At 64.3% G+C, this 16,118-nt stretch carries 17 protein-coding genes; 4 read left to right on the plus strand and 13 right to left on the minus strand.

Translation table 11 applies throughout. The annotated features are described in order from the left end of the window. Positions 1–31 precede the first annotated feature (31 nt). From HCR76_RS00760 to HCR76_RS00785, 6 genes are all read right to left on the minus strand, one after another. Entirely contained in the window at positions 32–1,978 is a 1,947-nt protein-coding gene (locus HCR76_RS00760) for a glycoside hydrolase family 2 protein (protein WP_166985839.1), read from the minus strand. After that, positions 1,975–3,318: an MFS transporter gene (locus tag HCR76_RS00765; RefSeq protein ID WP_166985837.1), complete on the minus strand. Its 1,344-nt coding sequence runs from the start codon at positions 3,316–3,318 to the stop codon at positions 1,975–1,977. Before HCR76_RS00765 ends, HCR76_RS00760 begins: the two co-directional genes overlap by 4 nt. A gap of 136 nt (positions 3,319–3,454) precedes the next feature. After that, a complete protein-coding gene (locus HCR76_RS00770; protein ID WP_166985835.1) occupies positions 3,455–3,799 on the minus strand; it encodes a DUF488 domain-containing protein in 345 nt (114 codons plus the stop codon). A 94-nt stretch (positions 3,800–3,893) separates the two neighbouring features. Then, entirely contained in the window at positions 3,894–4,820 is a 927-nt protein-coding gene (locus HCR76_RS00775; RefSeq protein ID WP_166985833.1) for a DsbA family protein, read from the minus strand. A 102-nt stretch (positions 4,821–4,922) separates the two neighbouring features. Beyond that, on the minus strand, positions 4,923–5,879 hold the full coding sequence (locus HCR76_RS00780) for a thioredoxin domain-containing protein (RefSeq protein WP_166985831.1): 957 nt from the start codon (positions 5,877–5,879) through the stop codon (positions 4,923–4,925). Between the two features lie 91 nt (positions 5,880–5,970). Further along, complete coding sequence (locus tag HCR76_RS00785) at positions 5,971–6,900, minus strand: helix-turn-helix transcriptional regulator (protein ID WP_166985828.1); 930 nt, start codon at positions 6,898–6,900, stop codon at positions 5,971–5,973. Positions 6,901–7,001: 101 nt separating this feature from the next. On the opposite strand from HCR76_RS00785, the gene HCR76_RS00790 reads away from it, so the two are divergent. Continuing rightward, positions 7,002–7,397, plus strand: a complete 396-nt coding sequence (locus tag HCR76_RS00790) for a VOC family protein (protein WP_166985826.1) — start codon at positions 7,002–7,004, stop codon at positions 7,395–7,397. A 15-nt stretch (positions 7,398–7,412) separates the two neighbouring features. Here the strand turns inward: HCR76_RS00790 and HCR76_RS00795 are convergent, their stop codons facing one another. Both HCR76_RS00795 and HCR76_RS00800 read right to left on the minus strand, forming a co-directional pair. Next, positions 7,413–8,717: a coiled-coil domain-containing protein gene (locus HCR76_RS00795; RefSeq protein ID WP_166985823.1), complete on the minus strand. Its 1,305-nt coding sequence runs from the start codon at positions 8,715–8,717 to the stop codon at positions 7,413–7,415. A gap of 54 nt (positions 8,718–8,771) precedes the next feature. Further along, positions 8,772–9,473 (minus strand): HAD hydrolase-like protein, encoded by a 702-nt coding sequence (locus tag HCR76_RS00800; RefSeq protein ID WP_166985821.1) that lies wholly within the window; start codon positions 9,471–9,473, stop codon positions 8,772–8,774. A gap of 76 nt (positions 9,474–9,549) precedes the next feature. Here HCR76_RS00800 and HCR76_RS00805 point away from each other — a divergent pair, with 76 nt between their 5' ends. Both HCR76_RS00805 and HCR76_RS00810 read left to right on the plus strand, forming a co-directional pair. After that, positions 9,550–9,813 carry a type II toxin-antitoxin system Phd/YefM family antitoxin gene (locus HCR76_RS00805; RefSeq protein ID WP_166985818.1) on the plus strand — a complete coding sequence of 88 codons (264 nt, stop codon included), beginning with the start codon at positions 9,550–9,552 and terminating at the stop codon, positions 9,811–9,813. After that, positions 9,810–10,199 carry a type II toxin-antitoxin system VapC family toxin gene (locus tag HCR76_RS00810; protein WP_166985816.1) on the plus strand — a complete coding sequence of 130 codons (390 nt, stop codon included), beginning with the start codon at positions 9,810–9,812 and terminating at the stop codon, positions 10,197–10,199. Before HCR76_RS00805 ends, HCR76_RS00810 begins: the two co-directional genes overlap by 4 nt. 11 nt (positions 10,200–10,210) lie before the next feature. On the opposite strand, the gene HCR76_RS00815 is transcribed toward HCR76_RS00810, so the two are convergent. The 4 genes from HCR76_RS00815 to HCR76_RS00830 all read right to left on the minus strand — a co-directional run bounded on the left by HCR76_RS00815 (position 10,211) and on the right by HCR76_RS00830 (position 13,889). Next, positions 10,211–10,795 carry a hypothetical protein gene (locus tag HCR76_RS00815; protein ID WP_166985814.1) on the minus strand — a complete coding sequence of 195 codons (585 nt, stop codon included), beginning with the start codon at positions 10,793–10,795 and terminating at the stop codon, positions 10,211–10,213. Positions 10,796–10,797: 2 nt separating this feature from the next. Beyond that, positions 10,798–11,493 (minus strand): endonuclease NucS, encoded by a 696-nt coding sequence (gene nucS, locus HCR76_RS00820; RefSeq protein WP_166985812.1) that lies wholly within the window; start codon positions 11,491–11,493, stop codon positions 10,798–10,800. A 100-nt stretch (positions 11,494–11,593) separates the two neighbouring features. Beyond that, positions 11,594–12,448 carry an NmrA family NAD(P)-binding protein gene (locus HCR76_RS00825; protein ID WP_166985810.1) on the minus strand — a complete coding sequence of 285 codons (855 nt, stop codon included), beginning with the start codon at positions 12,446–12,448 and terminating at the stop codon, positions 11,594–11,596. Between the two features lie 28 nt (positions 12,449–12,476). Beyond that, positions 12,477–13,889, minus strand: a complete 1,413-nt coding sequence (locus tag HCR76_RS00830) for an MFS transporter (RefSeq protein ID WP_166985807.1) — start codon at positions 13,887–13,889, stop codon at positions 12,477–12,479. Between the two features lie 149 nt (positions 13,890–14,038). On the opposite strand from HCR76_RS00830, the gene HCR76_RS00835 reads away from it, so the two are divergent. Continuing rightward, entirely contained in the window at positions 14,039–14,731 is a 693-nt protein-coding gene (locus HCR76_RS00835) for a TetR/AcrR family transcriptional regulator (RefSeq protein ID WP_166985804.1), read from the plus strand. Positions 14,732–14,765: 34 nt separating this feature from the next. On the opposite strand, the gene HCR76_RS00840 is transcribed toward HCR76_RS00835, so the two are convergent. Continuing rightward, positions 14,766–15,989: an MFS transporter gene (locus HCR76_RS00840; RefSeq protein WP_235934423.1), complete on the minus strand. Its 1,224-nt coding sequence runs from the start codon at positions 15,987–15,989 to the stop codon at positions 14,766–14,768. Positions 15,990–16,118 lie beyond the last annotated feature (129 nt).

Consider the following 16,118-nt stretch of genomic DNA (forward strand, 5'->3'; position numbering starts at 1 on the left):
GGGCGGACGACTGGACAGTGGCCAAAAATGGTCAGGTTTCGTGCGGATTCTTCGCCCCTTTTGGCGGTTGCCCCGGCCGGTGGGAAGAGGCGGCGCGGCCCGGCGAGGGCTGCACGGTATGGCCGGACGGCGGGGGCAGCGCGTTTCCCGCGGTCAGCTGCGCGTTGACGCGGCGCACGGAGGCTGCCGGGATCTTCACGACGCGGCGGTCATACGTCACCACACCGTTCACCTCGTCTTCGACGTCGCTCAGCTGGGTGTACACGGATGCCGCCAGGCCACGTTTCACGGCCGGCACGACTTGATCCGTGTGCAGCCTGACGAACGCCGCTTCGAGCCCAGCATCCGTCGCATACTTGCGATAGCCGAACTCGCGATCATTGAAGCAGTGCCCCTCGACGCGATGACTGTAGCCCCCGTACTCCGTGAGCGCGAGGGCACGGCCAGACCCGAGCCAGGCGTCCTTCACGCGGAACGCGCGGAAGTACACGTGAAGGCTCTTGAGGTCTCCGCCGCCCTGATCGTGCCAGCCGCTCGCATGGTCGATCGGCCGCGTGTCGTCGAGGGCGCGCAGCTCCTTCTCGATCTGCAGAGCATCGAATTGCCCCCATGCCTCGTTGAACGGCACCCACAGCGCGAGGCTCACAATGCTGCGCAGGTGCTCGACAGTGGCGCGCAGTTCGTCGCGGTAGCTGGCGCGTCCCGCAGCATCCGCTCGCCCAAATGCCTTGTAACGATGGTCGCTGACGGGCCCCGTGCCCACCGACGGCACCGTGATGATGAGCGGGTTGTAGCTTGTGCCGCCGTTCACCATGTCTTGCCACACGAGCATTCCGAGGCGGTCGCAGTGGTAGTACCAGCGCAGTGGCTCGATCTTGATGTGTTTGCGCAGCATGGTGAAGCCGAGGTCCTTTGCCAGCTGCACATCGTATTCGAGTGCTGCATCGCTCGGCGCGGTCAGCCAGCCGTCAGACCAGTAGCCTTGGTCGAGCAGCCCGGCGTGAAAATACGGGTTGCCGTTCAGCAGCAACCGCGGGGTGCCATGTGCGTCTGGTCCCACGCCGAACGAGCGCATGCCCACGTAGCTTGTGACGCGATCATCACCGAGAGTCACTTCGACGTCGTACAGAAACGGACGTTCGGGCGACCACGGCCGCATGTCGTGCTCGGGAGCGAGCGCGATGCGCGTCGTGGAATTGGCGGATACGGATGCTGTCGCGATAACGTCGTCGCCAGCGCGCACCGTGACTGTGGCGGCATCGCCTGCATTCGCGTTGTCGCAGCGCACCCGAACGTCGACGGCACGCTCATCGAGGCGCGGCGTCAGCTCGAGGCCGTCGACGGCCACGGTCGGCAGCGACTCGAGCCACACCGTCTGCCAGATGCCCGACTGCGGGGAGTACCAGATGCCGCCGCGCTTGCGCGCCTGCTTGCCGCGCGAGAGCCACGAGGTGTCTGTGACGTCGCGCACCGCAACGACGATCTCGTGCTCGGCGGCGCCAGCATCTGCCTGTCGCGCCGCCAGCGCCTCGGTGATGTCGAGTGCGAATGGAAGAAAGCCACCTGTGTGCCCTCCGACTCGCACGCCGTTGACGGCGACCTCGCACGCTTGGTCGACAGCGCCGAAGTGCAGCAGCACGCGCTCGCCGACAAAGCCGCTGGGCAGCGTGACCGTGCGGCGATACCAGAGCAGCTCGTCTGGCTGCAGCATCCGCTCCACCTCCGACAGCGGAGTCTCGGGCGAGAACGGCACGATGATCTCGCCGGCCCACTGCGACGGCGGTGTGCTCGGGTCGGCAACGGCAACCGGGTCGGATGCTGCGGCAGCATCCTGTGTTGCTGAGTGCCCAGGGGTGAACACATACTGCCACCGGCCGTTGAGATTCACGTAGCTGTCGCGCACCAGCTGTGGCCGCGGGTACTCGGCCAGCGGGTTGTCGGGGTCGAGCGTCTCGCCCCAAGGGGTGAGGAGGGTCATGCATCCACCTTGTCAGGGTTGCGTTCGCGGCGCGTCAGCAGCGCCACCGGAATCACGACGAACACCGCCACCGCGGCCGCCGCGACGAAGATCCAGGGAGTCGGCACCTGCTTGACGACGCCGAGGTCAACGTATGTCTCGTTGGCGCCGGTGATGACGGCGGCACCGATGAACGGCCCGGCGACCATCGGAATGAGCACCGCCGCAATCATGCGGAGCCCTTGCACCATGCCGACGCGGTCGGACGGCGTGTGATCGCGCACAGTTGCCGAGATAGCGGCGACCGTCACCATGAAGCCGCCCATCATCAACGTGCCGAAGACGATGATCAGCATCATGTCGCGCACGACGAACATGCCGACGAGCCCCACGACCATGAGCGCCGTTGCCGGAACGATCGCTCGGCGTTTGCCGACGCGGTCGATGACGCGGCCGCCAAGCACGCTGATCACCGCGGCGAGCGTCAGCACGCTGCCGAGAATGAGCGCGTAGCCGTCGATGCGCAGGTACCGCTGCAGGTAGATGATGAGGTACGGAATGAACACTTGCGTCGACGTGCCGATGATCGCCCACGCCACGAGCGTGAGGTAGAGCCGCGGGTTCGCGTGGATGGTGCTCTGTCGCAGGCCGTGCAGTGTGGCGGCGAAGTACCCGTCAGTTGTGGTCTGGATGCTGTCGGAATCACGCACGAGAAACCATGCGGCGACGCCGATCACGGCGGTGAGCAGGCCGATGATGCCGAAGAAGAGCGTCCACTCGCCGGCCTGCGTGAGCGGGTCGAGCGCGCCAAAGATCAGCAGCATCGCCATGAGCGGCATGATCGCGAGCACTCCGTCGACGCGGCCGCGGTTGGCCGGAACGGTGGCCTCCGTCACCCAGGCGTTGAACGCTGCATCGTTGGCGCCGGAGCCGAAGAACGACATGATGCAGTCGAGCACCACGATCGCGATGATGGCGAGCACTACCGCGTTCGCGGCAGGCTGGGCGCCGGGCGCGGCATTCGGCTGGACGAATCCGAAGGCGGCGGTGGAGAGCCCCCACAGCACGTAGCCGAAGGCGATGAACGGGCGCCTGCGGCGGGCACGATCGGATGCTGCTCCGATGAGCATTGTCGCCGCCGTCGCCGTGATGGCGCTCAACGCCACCAGCAGTGCGATGACGTTGGGGTCGTCGGTAATCGTGTTGTAGACGAACACGTTGAGGTACATGTTCTCGACGGTCCAGGCGAGCTGGCCGACGAGCCCGACGATGACGAGCGCTGTCCAGGTGCGTCCGCCGAGCGCGGGCGGCTTTTGCCGCGACGGGGGAGTGCGCGGGGTGGCGCGAGAGGGCGTGGACATCGACTCCTTGACGATTCGGGTACTTCGAATCGTAGCCTGACCCATTGCATCGTGGTAATCGCGGCGTCGCGTGTACCCTGAACCGTGCGTACCGACGTCAGCGTTTGCGGGTTTTGAGTACGTGTGAGGCTGAGCGTCAGTCCGCGAGGAAGTCGCGCAGAACCCGCGCGTGATTGACAGTGGTGTCTTTCGCCGCGTACACGAGCGTCACCGTCTTATGCTCGGCCACGATGTCGCGCAGCTTGGCGACCTCATCGTTCTCGTCGAGTTCACTGCGGTAGCGCTTCTCGAACTCATCCATTCGGTCGGCGTCATGGTTCCACCACGTGCGCAGATCCGGGCTCGGCGCAACGTTTTTCAGCCATTCGTCGAGTTCAGCGGCTTCCTTCTTGACACCGCGCGGCCACAGGCGATCCACAAGCACTCGAAAGCCGTCTGCCTTCGCGGCATCGTCGTACACACGCTTGATCTGCACTCCCATAATCCGGATTCTACGCCGCGGGTTCGTCGCCGAGAGAACACAAAAGCCCGGGCACCGATTGAACGGTGCCCGGGCCGTGTTGTGTGACGCAGCGCTACTCGGCTGGCGTCTCCTCGGATCCTGAGCCGCCTGATTGGGCTGCAGCATCCTGAATCGCCTTCGCTAGCGCCGAGGTGTCGTCGATTCCGCCTTGGTACTGAACCCCGTTTATGACAACTGTCGGCGTTCCCGTGACTGCTGCCGGGGTGTCGAGATATGAGTAGTCGCTGCCGCCCATGGCTCGATCCGTCGCTTCGGCAACCCAGTCAGAGTACGTCTCGTTGTCGATGGCCTTCTTGACGTTCTCATCGGTCACACCTGCCGACTGCAAAATTGACCAGATTTCGTCGTCGGTGAGGCCCTCGGAGTTTTCGGCGGGTTGGCTGGTGAACATCGCAGTGTTAGCGGCGAGAAAAACCTCGGGCTGATAGTTCGCGACGGCCGCCATCGCGTTTGCCGAACGTGTTGAATACTCGGTTCCCTGCGAAGCTCGATCGAGAAACGAGATCGGATGAAGCTCAAGTGCGATGTCTCCCGATGCCGCCAGCTGAATGAGCATCTCGCCATTCGCAGCCTCGAACTGACCGCAGATCGGGCACATGTAGTCCAGGTACATGACGACGCTCACCGAATCCTTGTATGACGAGAAGTCTGTCGGCGTTGGGCTTCCGCCCTCTTTCATCGCCGCGGTCTCGACGGGAACAGGCTGCCCGCCTTCCGAGGTGAACAGGATGCCGTCGCTGGCCATGTTCTTTGGTCCGGCCGCCGCCGTTGCGGGCTTCATCGACGTGACAATGACAACGACGACAACGGCCACAACCGCAAGGATGATGATGCCGATTCCGCCCTGCCATGCCCAGCGCACACGCCGTTCGCGCTTCTCGTGACGTTCGCGCTCCTGACGGGCGAGTTCGCGAATATGCTGTTGGCGCTGCTTCTTCGACGCTCCGGGTGATGGGGCATTGTTGGGCTTTTTGCTCACGGCTCATCCTGGTCGGGGGCGGGGAGGTTGTCAGTGCAACAATACGCCAGGTGGGTATGCGTCACATGTGTGGGCGCTGAAAGACGGGCGGATGCCGTGAGGCTACTTCGCCTTCTCACTCGACGTGCCGGTTGGCGTCGGTGTCGGTGTTCCGGTCGACTCCTTTGAGTCTTTCGCCTCTTTCTCGTTCGCGGCGATGACCTGCGAGATGAACGAGAGCAGGTCGGTTGACTCGTCGTTCTTGCCCGTGAACTTCTCGCCATGAACAAGCACGAGCGGCGAATGAGCCACATTCTTCACGTCGGTGCTCTGCAGCGGTCCGTTTGCCGCGGCTTCGCTCACGGTTGCCACCCAGTTGGCGTAGCGGTCATCGTTGATGCATGTTGTGACGTCGGTGTTCTCGCCGCCCAACGCTGTCGTTACGGCCTTCGAGACTCCGGCCTTGTCGATGGGGGTGTCGGTGACAGTGGGGTTTGCATCGAGCAGTGCCGTGTTGACAGCGAGAAAGTTCGTCGGCGCGAAGTTTGCGACGCACGCAGCTGCGTTTGCCGCGAGAGTTGAGTAGTTTTCTGTCGCGTCGTCGTATTGGTCGAGAGCGATCGGCTTCACCTCGAGCTGCACGAACCCGTAGGTCACCCACTGCTGAATCTGTTCGCCATTCGTCGCGAAGAACGCAGCGGCGTCCTTGCTGCCGTAGTCGACATAGATCGTGATCGGAACGATGCCCGTGTCGGGCGTAGGGGCGGATGCCGCGGGTTCAAGCCACCCGTGTGCTCCCGTGGGTGTCGCAGCGACTGCCTGCCCATCTCCCGTGAGTACGATTCCGTCGCTCGCCATGTTCTGCGGGCCCTCGTTTGCCAGTCGCAGCTGCGTCCACACGACGAGTCCGACGGCAGCGATGATCGCCACGATCAGCAGAATCAGGCCCGAGATGCCCAGTGCCTTGCGTCGTTTGCGTCGCTTGCGATCGGCCTCACGCTTGATGCGGGCCATCTCTCGCTGCAGCTCGCGCCGCTCCTTCTTCGTGAGAGAGGCGAGTTGCTTTTTGTCGATCGTCATGCGGCTGCGTCGTCCTTGTCGTGGCGGGAGTCTCCGCAGGAAGTGTAACCGGTTGGCGCCCTCAACTCAGATTCCGGGGTAAACCTGATGCCTATCCATAGTGCTCGACAAGCTTGCTCCCGAGTTCGGCGAGGGCACGCCGCACGTCGAGCGGGCCGAGAACGTCGATCGCTGTGGACCATCCCGCAAGCTGCTCGGCGAGTGCCTCGGTGCTTTGCGCGCGAGCCTCGACGCGTATGCGCCCATCACCTGAAGCATCCGTAACCGTGACTTGTGCGCCGAAACGACTGATGAATGCCGAAGCTGCGTACGTGGAGACCATGACGTCTGCAGTGGACGAGCCTCGCAGCGCCTCAACCTCAGCGACGGAATCGGCCCACGCACGGTGCAGATCGAACCCCGCAGGCGGCGATGCAGCGGTGTCGAGAACGTCGAGCTCGCGAATACGGTCCACCCGATACATTCGCGGTTTGTCGCCGGGGTCTGCGAGCAGGTACCAGCTTCCGCCTCGCGCAGCGACGCCAAGCGGCGTCGTCGTAACAGGGCGGCTCGTGCGGTACGAGATCGTGACGGCGCGCCCGCGGGCGATCGCTTGCTGAAGCACCACCACCTCGGGCGGAGTTGTGCTCGGCGCATCTCCCCAGGCGTCGCCGTTGTCGATAGTCGATCCAATGGCTCGCTCGGCGGAACTACGAAAGGTTGCGGGCAGTGCGGCAAGAAGTTTGCGTATGGCCGACGCGGCTTCCGTCGCGCCGCCATGCGTTTGCCCGAGCAGTGCGAAGAGCGCCGTCGTCTCAGGTTCGGTGAGCCCTGTGAGATTCGTGCGTGCACCACCGAGCAAACGCCACCCGCCCCCGCGCCCTGGCTGCGAGTAGACCGGAACGCCGGACATCGTGAGCGCGTCAAGATCGCGTCGTGCTGTCGCGACGGAGACCTCGAGTTCCTCTGCCAGCTGGGCAGCGGTCACCGACTCCCGGGCCTGCAGCACGAAGAGAACGCGGATCAGTCTGTCGGCTCTCATATGTCAAGGATGCCATTTTAAGTGCTCATAACATGAGCACTTTGGCCGAAAGACTGGATTGCGAAGCCGCGAAGGTATCGCGGGCAGAAAGGTCACAGATCATGTTCAGAGGAATCGCCAACGTCAATCTCGTCTCAGCGGATATGCCCGCGGCCATCGAATGGTACTCTCGCATATTCGACAGCGCACCGTACTTCGTGCGGCCGGAGGCTGGGGAGCCGCAGTACGCCGAATGGCGCTTCGGAGACGACGAAGACGAGTTCGCTCTCATGAGTGCCGCATTTCGACCCGCCCTTGACGCCCCGGGTGGCGCACTCGTCTATCTGCACGTCGACGACGCCGCTGCGTCACTCGACGAGCTCATCCGGGAAGGAGCTCGCGAGTTCGACCCGGTGGTGCAGAGAAGCGAGGAGTGGTGGACGGCATCCGTCGTTGACCCGTTCGGCAACCTGATCGGGCTGATCCAGAGTCCGCATTGGGCAGCGGCGCATAAATGACCGGATGCTGGCAACTCAGCGTCCGCGCATGAGAGGCGCTGTGCGGGGCCCCGCATCGTAGCGTGCAAGGTCGCCCGCGTCCTGCGCAAGGCGGGCTGTTCGCCTGGCGATGTCGACGGCCTCCACAGGGTCTGCCGCGGCGTCGGCGAGAGCCAGCTGCCGCTCTGCTTCGGCCAGGCGAGTTCGGGCATCGGCACCGACTCGTCCGCGATTCGCCGAAATAAACTCGCGCGTCGAATCGAGATGGCTGTGCGCCGAGAACAATGCCCCGCTCAAGGCCTCGCGGGCGTTGTCGATGCGCCGTTGGGCGCTGCGGGCTGACGCGAGCGCGTCGTCGAGTGTCGCCTGAGCCGAGCGCACGGTGTCGATGGTGTGAAGAGGAGCCTGCGGGCCGGCTGCCGACGTCACGGTGTCGAGCACGGCTCGCAGCTCGACCATGGCAGCAGCAATGCGTTCGGCCGCCTCGGGAATCCCGCTCGCGTCGCGCAGCTCGGCGGCTTCAGTGAGCCCGCGCTCCGCCTCGGCGATCGTCGACCTCAGTTCCGCGTCGGCCGCGGCCAGTCGCTCTTCTGCACGAGCCAGCGAATCGAGGGCCGAGGCCGCGGCGTTGCATGCGCTCTCTGCCTTCTCCAGCGACGGCACCGCGGGGTCAGCGGTGCTGGCCGCGGCATCCGCGCGCTTGATCTCGTCGGCCGCGACGGCAAGCTGCGCCCTCGCTGTCGACACGGCGTCGCGCTGATCGGCAAACGCCTGCGCGGCATACAGCTTTGTCAGGCGAGCGAGCCGTGCCTCGGCATCCGGAATTCGCTCGTTGATCTGCGCGCGAACGGTTCGCAGGGCGGCCAGGCGGTCGGGGGCGTTGCGCTCCTGGGAGCGCTTGTCGACGAACGTCGTCGTCTGCTGCTCAAGCGCAGCCTCGAGCTCGGTGCAGGCCTCAAGGATGCGCGCCGACCACGACCGCCGATCGGCGTCTGTGTCTGGAGTCACATCGCTGAGCCGCTGTCGAAGTTCGAACGCTTCGCTTAGCCGACCGCGAGCGTTGTCGAGCGCCGCAGTGAAAGCAGAGGTCGCCGCTGCACCGAACTGTGCGGCGGCGAATGCGTGCTCCTCGGTGCCGCGCCGCACGGCTTCGTCTGCGTGCACGAGCGCTTGGCCCGCGCGCACTTCGAGCTGCTCGATCGACTCGGGCCGCGGATCGGCGATGCGCCCCGACGCGATTGCCGTGCGTCGCCGCGCCCGGACAGCAACGACGATGCCCACAACGATCAGCGCTGTCGTGCCGAACACAACGAGAGAAGGCACCCACCAGAGCGAAGACATACTCGTCAGTCTAAAAAATGGATGCTGTGAGGGCACCGGTCTCGCAGGTGTCGCTCAGCCGAGCACGTGCGTTTCGAGCTCGGCGGCAGAGCTGACATGTGCAATGGCGCCCTGAGCTTCGGCCTCGGTACCGTAACCCCAGTCGACGATGATCACGGGAAGCCCGTGTGCTGTGGCGCCCTCGACGTCGTGGATGCGATCACCGACGTAGAGCGTCTTTGTCAGGTCGACCCCGCGGTGGTGCAGGCGGCGGAGCGCTTCGGCGATCACGTCGGCCTTTGCGCTGACCGTCTCGTCTGCAGACGCGCCGCAGATGATGTCGAAGTACTGCTCCAGATCGAAGTGCTCAATCACCTGAGCCACCTGGTACTCGGGCTTGCTGCTGGCGACGGCGAGCGGAATGCCTGCCGCCTTAATGTGCGCAAGCAGCTCGGGTACCCCGGCATACACCGATGATCCTGACCAGGGGCCTTCTGCTTCTGAGATGCCGCGGTAGACGTCGAGTGCTTCAATTGCCTCGTTGGGGGTGAAGCCGTACTGCTCAAATGACTCGAGCATGGGCGGGCCGACCCAGCTGAACAGGTCGCTCTTGTCGGCAATGGGGCGGCCCAGCTGTGTGAGTGCGCGGTCGATGCGGTCGACGATGCCCGGTGCCGAGTCGGTGAGCGTGCCGTCGAGGTCGAACAGCACGCAGGTCCACGTGCTCTGGGCCGATGCGCCGGCGTTGTCCGCGACAGCGGGCGTTTGCGTAGTCATTGTGCTTCCATCGTAGGCGAGCAGGTGTCGCGTAAACTGTGTAGTACAAATACTAGTTAGGGAGAGGGATGCTTTCATGGGAAGCGTGACGCGCACAGAATTGAACCAGCAGACAGCACGGGTGCTGGCGCGCGTTGCGGCCGGTGAACGCGTGACGATCACCGACCGTGGTCGCCCCATCGCCGAGCTCACGCCGGCGCGCGAGTCGGGGTGGGATGCCCTGATTGCGGCGGGAAAGGTTCGCACCGCGACGCGGTCGGGAAGCCTGACTTTCGAGCCGATCGACCTCGACGTTTCGTCGAGCGACATCATCGACGACATCAGGCGGGAGCGCGGGTGATCTACATCGACACCTCCGCGGTGGTGAAGACTCTGGTCTCCGAGAGAGGTAGTTCGTCTGTGCGGCGCCTCTTCGCTACCTCAGAGCGGCTGGTCTCGTCCCGCCTTCTTGCCGTTGAGCTGAACACTGCAGCACAACGCCGAGGCCTCCCGGCCGTCCACGTTGACGAGACGCTGAGTCGTGTGAACCTCGTCTCCGTTGATGACGACGTTCTCGACGGTGCCATTCGATTGCAGTCTGGTTTGCGCGGCCTCGACGCCCTGCACCTTGCCACGGCAATTCTCATTGGCGACGAACTGACGGTATTTCTCGCCTTTGACCCCGAGTTGAACGCGGCGGCGCGACGCTCCGGGCTCGCGCTCCACCCCGCATCAGCCGACGGCTGACTGCGGGCTCGTCAGGCGGGTGGAAGGCGGAGTACGTCAGGGCCGCCGTGCGTCTCGTCGCCCGCGATGCGGATGCTGCGGGCAAGGTCGTCGAGAGGCTGCTCCAGCGTGCCGAAGCGCTCGCGGTCTGGGCAGACCGCCGTCAGCGTGATCAGATGCGTTCCGGTGTCCCATGTGTATGTGGCGAAGGGCGAGGCTCCGGGGGTCGACGGCACCGCCATCACAAGCTTCTCTCCCACGCCGAGCGCGGTGGCGAAATTCTCGGTGTCGTCGTACTCCATGGGCATCGAGGCCCTGGCCATGCGCACCTGCGGCGTCAGCGTCTGGGTCGTGGCGATCGCAACGACGAGCTCGGGCTCGGCCTTCCACGTCCACGCAAGCACGCGCCCGTCTGCCTTGCGCATCGCGAACGGCGTAGCCTGGCTGGCGAGCCACGCACCAACGCCCGACCCGCGCCGCCCTGCTCCGTTCGGTGCACCAGTCTGGCGCGACATCAGCATCCGGATTGCTGCTTTGCGGTGACGGCGCCCCTTCCATCCCAGCGATCCCGTGATGGGAATCCAGAGTTCGGGATCGGCAGACGAGATCAGGCGCATTGTCAGAAGAGCCTGCCGTCGGCGATGTCCATGCCGCGCATCGCGTCGTAGTCGAGAACAAGGCACCGGATGCCGCGGTCCTCCGCGAGCGTTCGGGCCTGCGGCTTGATCTCCTGTGCCGCAAAGACGCCCGTGACGGGTGCCAGCAGCGGGTCACGGTTCATCAGCTCGAGGTAGCGGGTGAGCTGCTCGACGCCGTCGATATCTCCGCGGCGCTTCAGCTCGACGGCAACGGAGGCTCCACCGGCATCCCTCGCCAGAATGTCGACGGGCCCGATCGCCGTCATGTACTCGCGCCGCACGAGTGAATGGCCGTCGCCCAGCAAGTCGATCTGCTCGGCGAGGAGTTTCTGCAGGTGCGCTTCGACGCCGTCCTTCTGCAGACCGGGGTCGATGCCGAGCTCGTGCGTGCTGTCGTGCAGCACCTCGAAGATCGACACGATAATCTGGTCGCTCGTCTTTTTGTGCGTCACCTTCCACAGCTCGACGATGCCGGCCTCACGCTGCTCGTCGCTCGGTTCTTCGGTTTCGACGATGCACGGTGGACTCATCCAGTTGAGCGGCTTGTAGCTGCCGCCGTCGGAGTGAACGAGCAGGCTTCCATCGCTCTTCAGCATGAGCAGGCGTGTCGCCTCGGGAAGGTGGGAGGTCAGCCGTCCCGCATAGTCGACCGAGCACTTCGCAATCACCAAACGCACCCTGCGAGTGTACACAGCAATGGGGGACCAACTTTGACGACATCACAGAATCGTGCACCGCAAAAGTTGGTCCCCGATTGACAGCGAGGGCGAGACTGCCTCAGGCGTCGGGGGTGAAGATGCTCACGTGGTCACGCGCGAAGTCGTCGATGCTGCGGGCCGGGCGCCCGAGAATGTCTGCAACGCTCGTGCTCACCACCGAGGCTTCGCCCCTGTCGTAGTGCGCGTAGTCCTCGATGAGCCCGTCGAACTGCCACTGCGGCATGAATCCCTCGAGCGCGGCGGCGTAGTGCTCGGGCGTCACCGATGCGAACGCGATGTCACGCCCGCTCGCGGCTGAGATTGAAGCGGCAATCTCAGCATGGGTCACCGCGCGAGGGCCGGTCAGTGTGTATGTCGCTCCGGCGTGCCCGCTCTCTGTGAGCACGGCAGCCGCGACCTCGGCGATGTCTCTCGTGTCGATTGCGCTCACCCCGGCATGCCCGATTGGCGCAGCGAGCACGCCCGTGCGGGCAGCGTTCGCCGCGAACGGAAGGATGCCCTGCATGTAGAGGTTCGGGCGCAGCACTGTCACCTCCATGTCGAGCTCGCGCACGTGCTGCTCGACCTGGGCGTGCCAGCGCAGAAAGCGAACGGGTGAGTCCAGGCCGGCGGCGAACTGCGAGAGGAGCACGAGCCGGCGCACGCCCGCCGCCGCAGCAATGTCGGCGAAACGGCGTTGCAGTTCCGCGGCATCCGGTTCTGACGGACTGTTGAGAAACGCGGCGTCCACGCCGGCAACGGCCTGCTCGAGGGAGCCCGCATCGCTCAGATCGGCGACGACAGTTGATGCGCCGGCGATCTCACGGTGCTCTCGTGACAGTGCACGAACCTCTACTCCTTCGGTCTGTAGCGCAGGCACAATTGCCGAGCCGACGGTTCCGGTGGCTCCGGTGACGAGAATTGTTTCGGTCATAGTGACAGTCCTTTCGAGTGATGCCTCGTCAGCGCGAAAGGACGTCGACTGAGGGGGCGGAAGCTGCAATGGATCGGTCTGTGGGGATGAAAGACAGCGCGAACGCGGCGAACGCCAACACGGCAAGGCCGATGAATGCTGTCGTAAAGTCGAGCCCTCCGTCCGCTGCTCCGCTGATCGTCGCGAATCCGACGAGTGCGGCGAGCCCGATCGCTCCGCCGAGCTGCCGGGATGCGTTGATGAGCCCGCTGAGAAGGCCCGTGTCTCCGGCAACGGCATCGCGGACTGCCGTCGTCGTGGCATAGACAGAGGAGAGGCCGATGCCGATGCCGATGACCAGGAAAGCACCGAGAAGCGAGAGTGAGAATCCGTTCGTCGTCTGATCGAAGGCGAGCCAGAGAAGGCCTCCGACAAGAGTGAGCAAAGCGAGTGACATTGCTCGTGCCGAGCCGATGCGCTTTGCGATCGGAGGCGCGACAAGGCTCGCGACAATGATCATCACCGCGATGGGCAGTTGGCTGAGCCCGGTCAGCGCCGGGGTCATGCCCAGCTCACCTTGCTGAAACTGCGGCAAGAAGAAGAACATGCTCACCGTCGTGCCTCCGATAAGCAGCATCACAGAGTTGGCGACGACGACGTTGCTCTTGCGCAGATGCCCGAGGGGCACGAGAGGCTGCTTCGAGTTCTTCTCGATGACAACGAAGGCGACAAGCAGAATCACTCCAAGGGCGAGGCTGGCCAGGGTAAGAGGTGAGCCCCAGCCGTTCTCCGGAGCTGAGATCATGCCGAGAGCCAATGCCGAGACGCCGAGCGTGATCGTGAGTGCTCCTGGCGCGTCGAATCGGCCGGCGCGTGGCAGCGTGCGAGGCACGACGAGCAGCACGACAATGCCGACGGCTACAGTGATCGGCACAGGGATCCAGAAGACCGACTGCCATCCGAGAATCTGTGTGACAACTCCGCCGAGCACAACCCCCAGAAGGCTCCCCGCTCCCGCTACCGCTCCCCAGATGCCGAGCGCGCGTGCGCGCCCCTTGCTATCTGGGTACAGGCCGACAACGAGAGAGAGCGCAGACGGAGTGACGATCGCCGCACCAATTCCCTGAATGACGCGACCGGCGATCAGAACCTCACCTGATGGCGCCAGAGCGCACAAAACCGAGGCGGCGAGATAGACAAGCAGACCGGTGAGAAAGACGCGTCGTCCGCCGAGAACGTCGGCGATACGGCCGCCGAGAAGGAGAAGCCCGGCAAACGCGACCAGATAGCTGTCGACAACGATCGACAACTCGGTGCTCGAGAGCCCGAGACCCTCGCGAATCGTCGGGCCGGCGAGGTTCACCATCGACACGTCGAGGATCACCACGAACGTTGCGGCTGACAGACCGGCCATGGCCAGCCACCGCCTCGGGGGTGCGGCGGCGGTTTCACGAGTTGACATTGCTGAACCTTTCGATGGGCGACCCGTTGTCGCGAAGTTATAAGTTCTAACAAAAACGAGTATGCATTACGAAAGACGGATACGTCAAGCGTTTGTTTGAGGTGCTAGTGTTAGCGCATTCGAGTAAGCGTTGTCGAAAGGAGCACCCGATGGATGCCGAACCACGCCGCCCATCTATTCGCGAACGGTTTCGTGAGCAAGTGCGAGACGACGTGAAGGCCGTGGCGCTTGAGCAGCTCGCAGAAGGTGGTGCGCAGTCAATCTCGCTCAATGCAATTGCAAAAGAGCTCGGCGTCTCGGGTCCTGCGCTCTATCGCTATTACGCGAATCGCGACGAACTGCTGAGCAGCCTTGTCATCGATGCATATCATGACCTTCGCGATGCTCTCGCGGCAGCGAGAGGTGTGCATGGTGATCAGTGCGATGGCCGCATCAATGGCCTGGCGCGGGCATACAGGTCATGGGCGCGAGATCAGCCGTACCGTTATGAACTGCTCTTTAAACCGCCGTTGCCGGGCTACGACGCCCACTCGGCGCAGATCTCTGAGGCGGGTCGCTCGGTCATGGGTGTCGTGCTGGCGGTGATCAGCGGTCGCCTGAGCGCGGAGTCATCCGATGGCGATGACGGACAGGCTGTCGGCGTTCTCGACGGTGATGAAGTGCTGCGGGCACGCAGTGCATCGTCGCCTGAGTTTCAACTTGCCGTGCGCGTCTGGTCGCGGCTTCACGGTTTCGTGAGCCTTGAGCTTGGCGGCGCCTACGCCGCGATGACCGTGGATGCCGATGCTCTCTTCGACACGGAACTCACCGTCCTCGCCGACAGCGCCGAAGCGCAGAGCTAACTGCGCCGCCCTGTCAGGGCTACTCGGCCCACTGTCAGTCGGCGGGGTTGATGCGCACCGAACGCTCACGGGCGGCAGGTGAAGCCACCCCCGCGAAGACGATCAGGCCGAGCACGACGAAGAGAGCATTGAGCAGGCCGATGTGATCGGCGAGCAGTCCGATAAGCGGCGGCCCGACGAGGAACGCGCAGTAGCCGATGATCGCAACCGCGCTCACGCGCGCTGCAGCGTCCTTCGGGGAGTCGGCAGCGGCCGACATTCCGACAGGGAAGCCGAGCGAAGCTCCAAGACCCCAGAGGATGGCTCCGATCACAAGCAGCGGAAGGCTCGGGGCGATGATAAAGAGGAAGAGCCCGAGAACCGCGGACACCGAGCAGCCAACGAGCACCTTGACGCGGCCGAAGCGGTCGAGAAACGGTCCGCCGATGACACGTCCCACCGTCATGGCGGTGAGAAACACAGCCAGAATTCCGGCGCCGGCAGATTCCATCATTTCGTGCCCGTCGACGACGGCAAGCGCGACCCAGTCGTTCGCGCTGCCCTCGGCGAACGCCATGCCCAGAATGATGACGCCGATTGCGAGCAGCCGAAGATCTGCCCACACGGCGAGGCTCGCGCGCAGCTTCTGCCGCCAGCCGGTGTTCTTGCGTGCGAACTCCTGAGTATCGCTTGTCACCCGAGAGGGCACAAAGCGCACTGCGACGAACGCCGTGCCGGCGATGACGATCGCCATTACGAGCGCGTGCGCGATCAGCGAGATATGCAACAGTTCCGTGAGCGCTGCGATGCCCGCGCCGATGACGGTGCCGCCGCTGAAACAGGCGTGCATCAGAGGCATGACCGTGCGCTTCAGATGCTTCTCGACGTCGGCTGCCTCTACGTTCATGACCACGTCGCAGCTGCCATTGCCAAAGCCGAACAGCCCGAGGCCAATGCCGACGAGCGCCGGTGTGTAGAACACGGCAGCACCCAGGCCGATGACGACCAGCCCCACGGCGACGAACAGCAGCGAGACGAGCATGCTGCGGCGTGGACCGAGACGGGCGAACATCATCGGAGCGACGATGAGACCGACGACAGAGCATGCCGACATGCAGAGCACGAGAAGGCCGATCGACCCCGTCGTGATGTCAAGGTTCGCCTTGATCGTCGGAACGCGAGCGGCCCACGTCGCCATGCTGAGCCCCGACATCGTGAAGATGACGAAGATGGCGTTGCGCCACGCCACCAGCTCGGTGCGCGAATTTGTCACAGTCACGATGGTCTCTCGAAACGTCGAAGGAAAGTCTGGCGTGCGTTCTCGAATCGATTCGATTGCGGCACCCGCCTAAGCTAGCCGAGACACAAGTCGGTGGTCAAGCTATGGACCGAGCGCGAGAGGGGGCCA

Source organism: Paramicrobacterium chengjingii, from assembly GCF_011751765.2.
Lineage (GTDB): Bacteria > Actinomycetota > Actinomycetes > Actinomycetales > Microbacteriaceae > Paramicrobacterium > Paramicrobacterium chengjingii.